This is a genomic window from Lacrimispora amygdalina (assembly GCF_900205965.1).
Lineage (GTDB): Bacteria > Bacillota > Clostridia > Lachnospirales > Lachnospiraceae > Lacrimispora > Lacrimispora amygdalina_A.
This window is the reverse complement of the sequence record NZ_OAOF01000004.1, coordinates 40,007-52,253: the sequence shown is the minus strand read 5'-3', so window position 1 is coordinate 52,253 and position 12,247 is coordinate 40,007. Positions and strand designations below refer to the sequence as shown.

Below are 12,247 nucleotides of genomic sequence, written 5' to 3'. Positions count from 1 at the left end.
ATATAGAAAATATGGATTAATAAAAACCGCAATCCATTAAAAAGGGCTGCGGTTTTTTTGTAATTTTTGTTTCTATTTCCAACCTGAAAGCCAGGATTTATCATTTGCAATAGCGGTCACTACTTCTTCGCCTGATTTGAAATTATCGAAAGTTCCTTTGTTAATTTCGTCTATAACGTTACTTAACAGATTTTCATAATAAGCTTCGGGTGTGATCTCGGTTGTCGTCTGATGAAAGTGCTGCTGGGATTCCGAAGAGGCTATTCGTGCATATTCGTTTTTTACCTGGGCTATGAGTTTATCTCGATTCATATAATATTCTCCTCTGCATAAAAAGTTATTTTATTACTCGCCATTAATAAATTATTATTTACATGTAGTGGAATATTATACAAAAAAATGTGCTTCACGAGGTAGTGCTGAACTGTATCTGTTCGATCAGAACTTGTCCGGCAGCACTTTGCCTAAGTGAAGTATGTAAAATGAGAGTAAGCATGGGTTCTCCCATATCTTGACACAGCATTTAAACGTCGTTATAATGAGGCAAGATGGGAGGGTTCAATGGAAAAAGAGGAAAAACTGAAACAAATATGCAATCAATTTACCTTTAAAGGAGTCTTTAAACTGGCAGAACCTTATGGAGACGGTCATATTAATGACACATTTAAAGTGACTTATATGGTTGATGAAAAAAAACTAACGCATTATATTTTGCAAAGGGTTAATCATCTGGTGTTTAAAAATACAGTTGGCTTAATGGAAAATATTGAACATGTCACTTCCTACTTAAATGACCGTATTACTGATGAGCAGAAGACAGATGAGTATGAGATTCTGACTTTAATAAAAACGAATGATGACCAGAGTTATTTCCGGGATGATGAAGGTAATTTCTGGAGAGCCTATGTTTTTGTGGAACATGCAACCGGACATACCTTTGCTGAAGATGTGAACATGTTATATGAAGCTGGTAAAGCATTTGGTCAGTTTCAGCGTTTACTTGACGAATATCCGGCAGATAGCCTGATTGAGACAATAGAAGGGTTTCACAATACAATTTGGCGTCTGGAAAATCTGAAAAAGGCAGTACATGATGATCTGCTGCAAAGAGCATACCAGTGTTCTGAAGAAATCCAATTTGCGTTGTCCAGAGAAGAAATGGCAGCGACGTTGGTTCGTGGTCTGAAAATCGGCGCTATTCCTCTTCGCGTTACTCATAATGACACGAAAATTAATAATGTCCTGCTGGATGATGCAACAGGAAAAGGCAGATGTGTGATTGACTTAGATACAGTGATGCCGGGAAGCGCATTATATGATTATGGGGATGCAATCCGTTCGTGTGGAAGTACAATAGCAGAAGACGGCGAGAATCTGGAAGAATTAAAGTTAAATCTTGAAAAGTATGAAGCATATACAAAAGGATTTCTTGAGGCAATGGGGCAGACTCTGACTGCCCAGGAAATTAAATGGCTTCCCCTGGCCGCCATAATTATGACTTTGGAATGTGGAGTTCGTTTTTTGACTGATTATCTGGAAGGTGACCGGTATTTTAAGATACATAAAGAGAATCACAATCTGATTCGTGCTAAAAATCAGTTTAAGTTTGTCGCTGAAATGGAGAAGCAGTCAGATACAATGGAAGAAATTGTAGATATGCTTTTGGAACATTTGGGGATATAGGCTGAGGAGGATTAACTGTGATTGATTTACATTTTATTTCCGTGGAAGGAAACTGGGAGAAAGGGATACATGATAAACGAATTGAACATGCAGCAAAGATCCTGGAGAAAAATAAATCTTCCCTGGTTATTGCATCAGGCACCTATTCACCCTCCTTATATTCCTCATTTTATCCAGGACGGCTGGGTGAATATACGAAGGATACTCTGATAAATAAATATGGCATTCCTGCAATGCGAATACTTCCTGCATATTCGTTTCCTTACAGTTCCACATATACAATCATTGATGCATTCGCAAACGCCATACTGATTGGCTGGGTGAGCTGTGGCCTGAGAAAACGAGAAAATGAAATCAATGTTTTATTTGAACCAGGTACTTCGGATTTTCATGGCTTAAGAGTTGAGACCTTGAATCACCGTGCCTGCCAATATCTCCATAATTTTGATGTTAATATCCAACTATCATGCAGAAATAAACTTCCGCTGCCAATATTAGAAAAAGAATATCCGCAAGAAGTAGTCAGATTGTCAAAATTACAATCTGAGGGAGGATTAATAACTACAGGAGAATGGTTGGATAATGGAAAATCGAAAAGTTATGATGACTTGGATAGTATAAAAAATGACTTAGGTGAAGCTTTTAAATCTGTTTTTCAGCTTTCACATTTTGATATGGATACGAAATTTCTATCTGATTCAGGCAGATTCATTTTTACTTTATTATGGAATCAGATTACAAACAGCGGGAAGTTATCGGATATAGATATTGAAAACATTTGTTTATACACCCGGTCTGAGTTTAATGCGGAGATCTCCAATTCTGAGATGATGGCAATCAAAAGCATGATTAAGCAGACATTTACAATTTGACGGTAATGCATTGTAAAAACACGCGGCAAGTCGTACCTGCCGCGTGTTATCGCGTACTGGGGATTATTCCCCTCCTACTGATTTAAGGTCTGTGACATAGCTTCTTATTTTTGACATTAAAGCTGCATTTAAATCATAAGAAACGTCATCCACTGCGTTGTCAAATATCCAGGTAAAGTCACCCTGGTCCAAGCGCCCGGCACTTGTTGTAACGATTTGTTTCACCTGATCCAAAGGATCAATAGCAGAAGGGGTGACGCCTATATCCCTGCTGGTATCAAAATTGTTATAAGCAGTCTCTCCAGCCAAAGTTTTATAAGAAGCTGGTACGGTTTCATTTCTTGCAGACGCCAGATAAGCGTCAAAGGATACTGCATCGTTCCCTGTTGTTCCGGCATTGGAGTTTGCATAGATCAGGCTTGAGGCATTTTCTATATGATTGTTAAATGCTTTGATCATACCGCCGTTTTCGCCGGAAAACGTACCTTTACCCAAAGTATCCGTACCTTGTAAGGAACTCATCATAGGATATTTGCAATGTCTGAAAAAGTTTGCTTCCACAAACGCGGAACTTCCTTTCGTAACACCAACTCCGTATTTGGCATTTCCGTCAAAGAAATTGTTGTAAATATGTACGGAGGCTGCCCTGATTCTGGGATGGCGGGAGTCGGAATGGTCGTACCAGTTATGATGATAGGTTACGAAAAATTCTTCCGTATCTTTCATTCCGCAAAGAGAACATTTTCCAGAATCCCAGAAATGATTGTAGGAGAGGGTGATATAAGTGGATCCGCTTTTAACATCGGCAGAGCCATCACCTTTCGCCTGGTCCGCATCGGAACCTGCTTTTCCGTAAAAAATATCATTGTTATGCACCCAGATATTGCAGTTTGCCGTATCAAGTGAAATTCCGTCGTCCGGGAACAGCATAATTCCTAGGTTCCTGATTTCTAAGTTTCCGCAGTTTCTCACTAAGATTCCCCATCCATAAGCGGTTGCATCGTCACCAATGCCTTCCAGAGTCATGTTCATCTCTTTGCAGGAAGATTTTCCTTTTACCTCAAGGTATCCTTTGCTGTTAAGCTGCCCAGCCATATCATCGTCTGTAACTTGTCCGATAAAACGGATCGCAAGGGGAGTTGTATCATATCCTTTCTGACGCAGCTTTAAAATTTCACCAATACCGGTACCTGTCTGTTTTTTTCCGGAACTGTTCACTGCGACATCAAGTGTTACGGTTTTTGCTGTATCAGAAGTCACGTAAATCACTTGCGCATTATCTTTTAGTGTTCCGTTTTCTTTGTATGCACCAGACCCGGTTTTATATTCAGAATTACCTGAAAAAGCAAACCCTGTTCTGTCGTTTGCACTTACGGTGAGAGTGCCTGAAACAGTGCTTTGTTTGGTGTCGTCAGGGAGGATTACTTCCGTCTTCATAACATATGGACCGGCTGTAAGACCTGCCGCATCTGCTCTCCAACAGGCGGAATACCTTCGTATTAATTCATTATCAATCTGCACATAAGCAGAATCGGCTGCATGCGAAGGTTTTACATACACCTTGCAGGAAACTGCGCTGCTGACAGGAGTCCATTTGATATAAGCGCTTTCAAACCAGCCTCCGCTCTCTGTAATATTTAATTTGTCTTCCATATTTTTTCTCCTCATTTCATACAGTATAGCCTTTTGCCGTGTTGGCTGGCAGCTAATTATAAAGCGCATACATCGTATTGGCACCGGCAAGTCCGTCGGGATCAAGCCCTTTGGCGGACTGGAATCTCTTTACTGCGTTTGTTGTTCCGGAGCCAAAGATCCCATCTACTCCATTGGGATTATATCCCCGGCAATAGAGCATTCCCTGCAGGAGATGAACTGCATTTCCTTTACTTCCTGATTTCAGTGTTTTCACGGCAGCTTTTGAGTTTGCACCGAAAATACCATCGGCAGTTACACCAAGGACTCTCTGATACGCTTTCGTAGCAGCCTTTTTTGTATTGGTTCCATATACGCCATCTGTGGTTAATCCGGCTGAATAGTTGTTATTAAGCCAGATCTGAAAACTTCTGATGGTACTGTCCCCGTCTGATCCGCCACCGCTCCCGGTATAACGCAGAACATAGGTCCATGGTTTGTTGTAGTAAGAACGGACACAGATTTCTTTTCCATTCTGATCACCGGTTTTTCCACCGGTAGCAGTTCCTTTTTCATTAATGCTGGCATGTACAATTTTACTGCTGCCGATATACATGGCAGTATGTCCGCTGGTTCCGGTCTTTAGCAGTACATCACCATATTTTAATCCTTTGCCGGAACTCAGTGTGATCTGATCAGTAACGTCAGAAAACCCGCATTTCAGAAAAGGCCTGTACATGGAACCGGTAGCTGCAGCTCCGTTACTTTTAACGGGCACACCTGCTTTCTCCCATGCTGTGATGACGGCGGAAGAGCAATCATAGTCAGGTCCCCATCTATGCGTCTGATCATAGCCATGTGAGTTATCGTCAGCCAGATCAATCATCCATTTTGCAGCGATCTCAATTTTACCCATATTTATACCTCCTGTTTATTTGAATGTTTAGTTACAGAAAATCGGATCCGCGTTTTCTATAACTGAATTTTACAATCATTGCAGTATGCAATACAATGTAAAGGCTTTTGGTTTACAAACTGTTCCCAACCACCTTTTTTACTTAGTAAATAACTTAAGGAGGGTAACTGGATGAATGGTAAATTTGAAAAGAAAGAGCAGAAAAAAGCTTACTTGCAATCCTATCAGGCGCTCAGTTTTTCCGTAAAGACGCTGGGTGATTTGCTGATTCATGTGCAAGAGGAACAAAAGCTGTCGCTGCCTGTTCTGTCAGGAGATTTTGGTACAGACCGGGTGGATATGAAAATGACGGATATAGTTTCATGTTTTAAAAAGCAAATGGAAGATAAGAATCAGATTTGCAGAACAATCGTGAAAAATGTGGACCGGATGGATTGTGAAATAGAGAAAAATATACTTTTGTTAAAGTATATCTCTGGATACACATGGGAGGAGATCAGTGAAATAACTAACTATAGTCTGAGACAGGTTTATAACATTCATAATCATGCATTGAACCATTTTACTATGTGAGCAGAGCTGGTATACCGGATTGTTAAAAAACCACAGAAGATAAAAGGAGACAGTAAATGAATCGCTTACTGCCTCCTTCTTTCTGTCCGAGTGGAGTTATCCGGCTTCATGTCCTGGAATATTATTGTTGATATAAGTATTTCCTTCTAATTTAGGTAAGCCGGTAATCTTCATATCACGTATGATTGGGTAAAGGTCCTGATCATGAGGAAATTCGAAATGCAGGGTCTGGTCCTTTCCTTTATAAGTGGCTTCGCTGCCATCTCCTGTGAAAAAAGCTGTACTGGACGGGAAGATAACCGTGCTCTCACCAGTCGACATAACAATTTCGGATATAGTAAAATCAAATGAGGTATCAGTAATATGGCTGATCTCGATTTCACAATATACAAACGGAGATTCTGTTTCTGGAATATCTACATATTTGTAAACGCCCTCATCAAAATAAGTCCCTTCATACAATTGGACAGTTGATTTGACATGACCGGATGTGGTTTCTTGTGTTGTTTCACTTGCTGGCGGAACAGTCTCACTGGTTGGCGGTAACGTTTCGCTGGTCGTATTATGGACGGTACTTTCTTTTTGTTGAATCATACGGTCAGCTCCTTTTGCACACCCGCTTAGCAAGAGTCCCGCGGATAAACAGATACATAAAACAGTTCTTATTTTCATCTTTTTCACCTCATATATCAGATCGTCAGGTCCTGACGCTGTGTAATGTATTATATTTTACCATGAAGTGGAGGTTGATTCAAATTAATAAAAATTAAATAAAAACAGATTTAGAACTTCCGTACTGGTCTGATATATTTCCAAAACTTTTCCGGATTATGATAAAAGTAAAGCATTCTGCCGGGAGTAGTATCAAAGCAGTAGCCTGTGCCTGAAAAATCAAAGTCTGCCATTGCTTTTTCAATTTTTTCTTCTACGCTGCGGTTTTCCTGTTCATAATTAAATGGTCCATGTTCAAAAGCAAGATATTCAGCTTCTGGGACATCAATCAACAGCATTTGCGGTGGTATTTCTCCATTGTAATCAAAAGGAAGCCGTACACCATAGCACTCTGTACGCAAAAATCCCCAATCGCAGAGCCGTCCCTTTGGATCATTCATGTAGGCCATAATCTGACCGCTGCTGCTGTTTGACTGGTTTCCGCCATCGTCATCTAATTTGCCCTTGATACTATCCAACAGGCCGCAGATAGTATCGCAGTCCTGCCCTGGTATAAGACTTTGCTTCTGCCAGAAATCCCAGTATCCATTGCTTTCATAGTTTTTAATGTGCAAGAATTTGTGTGCAGGGATGGTAACAAAATAAATCTTAACATCATTTGCAGATTTCATCATGCCAATCTCTCCTAATCCTAAAAAGTAGCGGTCAAAAGGGGTTATTTTTGTACGAAGAACAACTGGTTTTGGCTTTTTCCGATATTCGCTAGGAGTTATACCATAGGAATTTTTAAAAGCTCTGGTAAATGCTTCGTGTGATGAAAAACCGTAATCAAAAGCTATGTCCAAAAAACTTTTACCGCTGTCACGAACCTCTTTTAAAGCAAAAGCTAACCTCCTGAGCCGTAAATATTCTCTAAACTGCATACCCGATATTTCCCTGAACTTTCTGGTAGTATGAAATTCAGAATAACCAAGTTTCCGGGAAAGAAAACGCAGCGTCAGTGGTTCATCATGATGCTGTCTGATTGATTCATCAATTTCATCAACAATTAGCTGAATCTGCCTGTTCCATTCGTACATTTGTATGTTCACCTCGTTTAATCGTTCTAAAAGAATTATAACGGATTGGAATTTACAATTCTTGATTTCACTTGCTGAAATCATTTCTTTTAGCTATAAGTTCTCCCTAAAAGGTAAATACTTCGTCCCAGGGAAAACTGGCGGATTCTTCTATACTTTTAGGCCAATTACTGCACCATGCCGGAACGACTGGAGTTTCCACTCTGTCAAAGCTTGGTGTATAGGGTTTAATGTCAAGCACGGGGGTATTATCGTAAGCGTCGATAAACGCAATTTGAATCACCCCTTTTTCATAATCGATGTGGATAACATCTACAGTTGTCAATGCAATGGGATTTGGACGGAGAGGTGATCTTGTGGCAAAAACACCAATTACTTCGGGAGCACCTTTATAGGGTTTCTCTGTCTGCAGCGTGGAGCGGGATTGTTCCACCGAGTACATGCGATACCCTGTCCATGGGTCAATTTCTGCAGGTTTCAAGAGTCCCGCTTCATCATAATATCGCAGCATACGAATTGTTATCTGCGTCAGCTTAGAAAATTCACCTATTTGGAACATCAATTTATCCCCCCTTTGGTTTTTTCCTTTATTATAAACATAGTTTAAAAATACTTCAAATTTTTTGTGTTCTGTTCATTTTATTAATTGTTTTATCAGGTTGTTTATTTAATAAAAATCTGTTATTATAGTCGACATCTCAGTAATAACAAAAGGAGGACTAATTTTTATGAAATTTCCAGATGGATTCCTGTGGGGAGGAGCAGTGGCTGCAAACCAGTGTGAAGGAGCATATAACGAAGACGGAAAGGGGTTAAGCACTCAGGATGTGACACCTCATGGTATTAAAGGTCCTGTAACAAAAGAACCGACTCCGGATAATATGAAACTGATCGGAATTGATTTTTATCATCGATATAAGGACGATATTAAACTTTTTGCGGAAATGGGATTTAAGGTTTTCCGTACCTCAATTGCCTGGAGCCGCATATTTCCGGATGGGGACGAAAAAGAACCCAATGAAAAAGGGCTGCAGTTTTATGATGATTTGTTTGATGAGCTGTTAAAATATGGAATTGAGCCTCTCGTAACCATTTCTCATTATGAGACGCCGTTAAACTTATCAGTAAAATACGACGGCTGGATTAACAGGGAGATGATAAGCTTCTATGAGCGGTATGTCAGAACTATTTTTAAGCGTTACGGCCAAAAAGTAAAATACTGGCTGACTTTTAACGAGATTAACTCCGTGCTCCATGAACCATTTTTAAGCGGCGGAATCTATACGGATAAGAGCCAGTTAGATAAACAGGATCTTTATCAGGCTGTTCATCACGAACTGGTAGCCAGTGCTCTTGCAACGAAAATTGGTCATGAACTGATGCCTGACAGTAAAATCGGCTGTATGATTTTAAGTATGCCTATGTATCCCCTGACCTCAAACCCGGATGATGTGATTGCAGCCATGAAATCGGATCATATGAATACATTTTTTGGGGATATGCATGTGAGAGGCCAGTATCCGGGATATATGAAACGGTATTTCAAAGAGAATAATATACAGATAAAAATGGCGGCTGGGGATGAAGAACTGCTTAAGAATCATACGGTGGATTTCGTATCATTCAGTTATTATATGAGTATCTGCGAAGCAGCTGACCACACCAGGGCACAGGAAGGAGAAGGAAATCTCATGGGCGGGGTGACTAATCCGTATCTGAAGAAAAGTGAATGGGGGTGGGCAATTGATCCTCAGGGGCTTCGCTATGTACTGAATCAGTTTTATGACCGGTGGCAGAAACCTCTGTTTATTGTAGAAAACGGACTGGGAGCGGTTGATGAACTGGTGACACAGCCGGATGGAACAAAGACCGTTCTTGATGATTATCGGATTAACTACTTAAGAGATCATTTAATCCAGGTCAGGGAGGCCATAGAAGATGGAGTTCCTGTTATGGGATATACCAGCTGGGGGTGCATTGATTTAGTCAGTGCTTCAACCGCAGAATTAAAGAAAAGGTATGGTTTTATTTACGTTGACCGAAACGATGATGGAACAGGTACATTAAACAGATATAAGAAAAAATCATTTGAATGGTATAAAAATGTGATTGCCTCCAATGGGGAAAATCTGTAAAAGTGTATAAAATGTTTTACATCAGCTAAAATACTGGTTGTTTTTAATAACACTCCTGTGCTAATATAAAATAGTTTACAGGAGTGTAGCGATTAAAATATAAAAAATCCATAGTGGTGAATGAATAAATTTCGTAAAAGTGTACAAAATGTACTGAATAATATTGTTTAAAATACCGATTGCCTTTGTAACGCTCCTATGATAAGCTTTAGGTAGTTTACAGGAGTGTTACTATTAAATTAGGCAAGTCTGCATCTGTTTTAATTGGTGCATACTTGTTTTTTTTTGTTATCATATATCTGTAACAGTTTGTTTTATTTACACAATGAGATCGAGGAAACTTTTATGAAAATGGTTATTAAACAGATATTAAATACAAATGCTGTGATATCAAACGATGAAAATGGACAGGATGTCCTGCTGTTAGGCAGCGGGCTTGGATTTAAAAGCCGTATCGGTGATGCCATCGATCAGGAGCGGGTTGAAAAGCAGTTTATTCTGAAAGACAAAAATCATAAAAGTCAGTTTCGGGAAATACTAGATACAGTGCCACAGGAATATATTATGGTGGCAGAAGATGTGATTGATTATGCAGTTCAGGTTTTTGATATGACTCTTAATGAAACCATTCACATTTCCCTTGTAGATCATATTTATCATGCTGTGGAAAATTATCAGCAGGGGTTTGTTGTACCCAATACGATTCTTCATGACATCATACGGTTTTATCCGGACGAATATAAGGTTGGACAAAAGATGCTGGACTTACTGGAGACCAAATTCGGGTACCGCCTGTCCAATGATGAGGCTGGGTTTGTAGCCATGCATTTTGTAACAGCACGGCATAATCAGATAAGCGGAAATGCTAAAAAAATGATTGTTATGGTGAGTGAACTCAATGATCTGATTATGTCAGAACTGAATTTTCATGTTAAGGAAGATTCGCTTCCCTATTATCGGTATATGACTCATTTGAAATTTTTTGCGCAGCGTGTCATGAAAAAGTATTATTATAAAGAACATGGCGGAGCGCGCATGTTAGAGGAGTTACTGCGAAACTATCCCGATGAATACCGATGCAGCCAGAAGGTATGCAAGTATATTGAAGATAAGTATCATTACAAAGCAGGACACGATGAATTGGTATATCTTGCAGTTCATTTGTCACAATTAAAAAATAGTTAGCTTTTAGGCAGTGTTATGATTTAGTTCAGCAAAGCCTGGTTATACTCTCTTTTTATGAGGATAACCAGGCTTTTTTGATAAAAAATTTTAGGGAGGTATCATGATGGCAGATTATTCAAAATTAGCCAAAGATATTGTAGAACATGTTGGTGGGGAAGAAAATATTAATTCCCTGACCCATTGTATCACACGGCTTCGTTTTAAATTAAAAGACGAAAGCAAAGCAGATACGGAAACACTGAAAAATATGAAGGGTGTTATTAAGGTAATGCAGGCAGCCGGTCAGTATCAGGTTGTAATAGGAAGTGACGTTGAAGATGTCTATGACCAGATTCTGCTGAGTACTTCAATTGGGGACAAAAATCAGAATGAACCAACGGGAGCAGGTAATTCAGCATCAGAAAACAAAAAGAACAGTTTTATGGAGAAGATGACAGATCTTATTTCCGGCATATTTATGCCCTTTATGGGAGCATTTGCCGGTGCAGGACTTTTAAAGGGTTTTCTTGTATTATTCACAACCCTGTCCCTGCTTGATAAAACTTCTACCACTTATACCATACTTTATGCTGCATCAGATGGTATTTTTTATTTCCTTCCTGTTTTTCTGGCATATTGTGCAGCACAGAAATTTGGTGCAAAACCGTTTATTTCGATGGCAATCGCCTGCGCTATGTGTTATCCTTCCATGACGGCTCTGTTCGCTGATAAGGAAGCTGCAGTTACATTTTTCTCAATTCCTGTGAAACTGATCAGCTATCCAAGTTCTGTACTGCCGATTCTTTTAACCGTTTATGCGCAGTCGAAACTGGAAAAAGGGTTGATGAAAATAATTCCTAAGATTATTCAGAGCATTGTTATTCCAATAATGGATTTTGCTATTGTTTTCCCTGCCGCTTTGATTGTGATCGGACCGGTTACTGATATGGTGAGCAGAGGGATTGCTGGAGGAATTCAGGCAGTATTTACTTTCTCTCCAGCAGTAGCAGGATTTGCTATGGGCGCATTATGGCCGCTGTTTATCGTGTTTGGTTTGCATTGGGGATTTGTACCTATCATTATGAACAACTATTCCGTATTAGGATATGATTACATCTCACCGGCCACATTTGGTGCTAACTTTGGTATTGCAGCAGCATGTCTGGCAGTATTCTTAAAAACAAGAAATAAAGATATGAAGTTAGTATCCGGTTCCGCTTTTATCTCAGCTCTGATTGGTGGTATAACAGAGCCAGGTATCTACGGTGTTTTAATGAAAAACCGTAAAATATTTATTGGTATGGCTGTAATTAACGGACTCAGTGGTATTATTGCTGCTGTTGCAGGCTGTATCCGTACTGCACAGGTTCCAGTCAACCTTTTAACAGTTCCCGCCCTTTTTGCTATGGCAGGTCCGGCTATCGTTATTTCAATTTCGTTTTCTTTTGTCGTTGTATTTCTGGTTACTTATTTCTTTACGTATAAAAATGATGTACAATAAAAGACGAATGAAATTAACAA

12 protein-coding genes are annotated in these 12,247 nt (G+C 39.6%); 6 read left to right on the top strand and 6 right to left on the bottom strand.

Translation table 11 applies throughout. From position 1 onward, the window contains the following. Window positions 1-72: 72 nt before the first annotated feature. Window positions 73-312, bottom strand: coding sequence for a hypothetical protein (locus tag CRO04_RS07070; protein ID WP_097003543.1), 240 nt, complete (start codon window positions 310-312; stop codon window positions 73-75). 249 nt (window positions 313-561) lie between these two features. On the opposite strand from CRO04_RS07070, the gene CRO04_RS07065 reads away from it, so the two are divergent. Both CRO04_RS07065 and CRO04_RS07060 read left to right on the top strand, forming a co-directional pair. Beyond that, window positions 562-1,683, top strand: coding sequence for a phosphotransferase enzyme family protein (locus CRO04_RS07065; protein WP_097003542.1), 1,122 nt, complete (start codon window positions 562-564; stop codon window positions 1,681-1,683). 17 nt (window positions 1,684-1,700) lie between these two features. Further along, window positions 1,701-2,555 carry a hypothetical protein gene (locus CRO04_RS07060; RefSeq protein ID WP_097003541.1) on the top strand — a complete coding sequence of 285 codons (855 nt, stop codon included), beginning with the start codon at window positions 1,701-1,703 and terminating at the stop codon, window positions 2,553-2,555. Window positions 2,556-2,618: 63 nt separating this feature from the next. Here CRO04_RS07060 and CRO04_RS07055 read toward each other — a convergent pair whose 3' ends face one another. Both CRO04_RS07055 and CRO04_RS07050 read right to left on the bottom strand, forming a co-directional pair. Then, window positions 2,619-4,208 carry a pectate lyase family protein gene (locus CRO04_RS07055; protein ID WP_242974369.1) on the bottom strand — a complete coding sequence of 530 codons (1,590 nt, stop codon included), beginning with the start codon at window positions 4,206-4,208 and terminating at the stop codon, window positions 2,619-2,621. A gap of 52 nt (window positions 4,209-4,260) precedes the next feature. Further along, window positions 4,261-5,103: a peptidoglycan-binding protein gene (locus CRO04_RS07050; RefSeq protein ID WP_097003539.1), complete on the bottom strand. Its 843-nt coding sequence runs from the start codon at window positions 5,101-5,103 to the stop codon at window positions 4,261-4,263. A 171-nt stretch (window positions 5,104-5,274) separates the two neighbouring features. Between CRO04_RS07050 and CRO04_RS07045 the strand changes: the two genes are divergently transcribed. Next, the gene (locus tag CRO04_RS07045; RefSeq protein ID WP_097003538.1) at window positions 5,275-5,676 is read left to right on the top strand and encodes a sigma-70 family RNA polymerase sigma factor; all 402 of its coding nucleotides are present in this window, start codon (window positions 5,275-5,277) and stop codon (window positions 5,674-5,676) included. Window positions 5,677-5,772: 96 nt separating this feature from the next. Here the strand turns inward: CRO04_RS07045 and CRO04_RS07040 are convergent, their stop codons facing one another. From CRO04_RS07040 to CRO04_RS07030, 3 genes are all read right to left on the bottom strand, one after another. Further along, on the bottom strand, window positions 5,773-6,270 hold the full coding sequence (locus CRO04_RS07040; RefSeq protein ID WP_141400952.1) for a hypothetical protein: 498 nt from the start codon (window positions 6,268-6,270) through the stop codon (window positions 5,773-5,775). 188 nt (window positions 6,271-6,458) lie between these two features. Next, window positions 6,459-7,427, bottom strand: coding sequence for a helix-turn-helix transcriptional regulator (locus tag CRO04_RS07035; protein ID WP_097003536.1), 969 nt, complete (start codon window positions 7,425-7,427; stop codon window positions 6,459-6,461). 106 nt (window positions 7,428-7,533) lie between these two features. Next, window positions 7,534-7,986 (bottom strand): TrmO family methyltransferase domain-containing protein, encoded by a 453-nt coding sequence (locus tag CRO04_RS07030; RefSeq protein ID WP_097003535.1) that lies wholly within the window; start codon window positions 7,984-7,986, stop codon window positions 7,534-7,536. A gap of 169 nt (window positions 7,987-8,155) precedes the next feature. On the opposite strand from CRO04_RS07030, the gene CRO04_RS07025 reads away from it, so the two are divergent. The 3 genes from CRO04_RS07025 to CRO04_RS07015 all read left to right on the top strand — a co-directional run bounded on the left by CRO04_RS07025 (window position 8,156) and on the right by CRO04_RS07015 (window position 12,227). Further along, window positions 8,156-9,562, top strand: a complete 1,407-nt coding sequence (locus CRO04_RS07025) for a glycoside hydrolase family 1 protein (protein ID WP_166432496.1) — start codon at window positions 8,156-8,158, stop codon at window positions 9,560-9,562. Window positions 9,563-9,907: 345 nt separating this feature from the next. After that, window positions 9,908-10,747: a PRD domain-containing protein gene (locus tag CRO04_RS07020; protein WP_097003533.1), complete on the top strand. Its 840-nt coding sequence runs from the start codon at window positions 9,908-9,910 to the stop codon at window positions 10,745-10,747. 100 nt (window positions 10,748-10,847) lie between these two features. Beyond that, entirely contained in the window at window positions 10,848-12,227 is a 1,380-nt protein-coding gene (locus CRO04_RS07015) for a PTS transporter subunit EIIC (protein ID WP_097003532.1), read from the top strand. Window positions 12,228-12,247 lie beyond the last annotated feature (20 nt).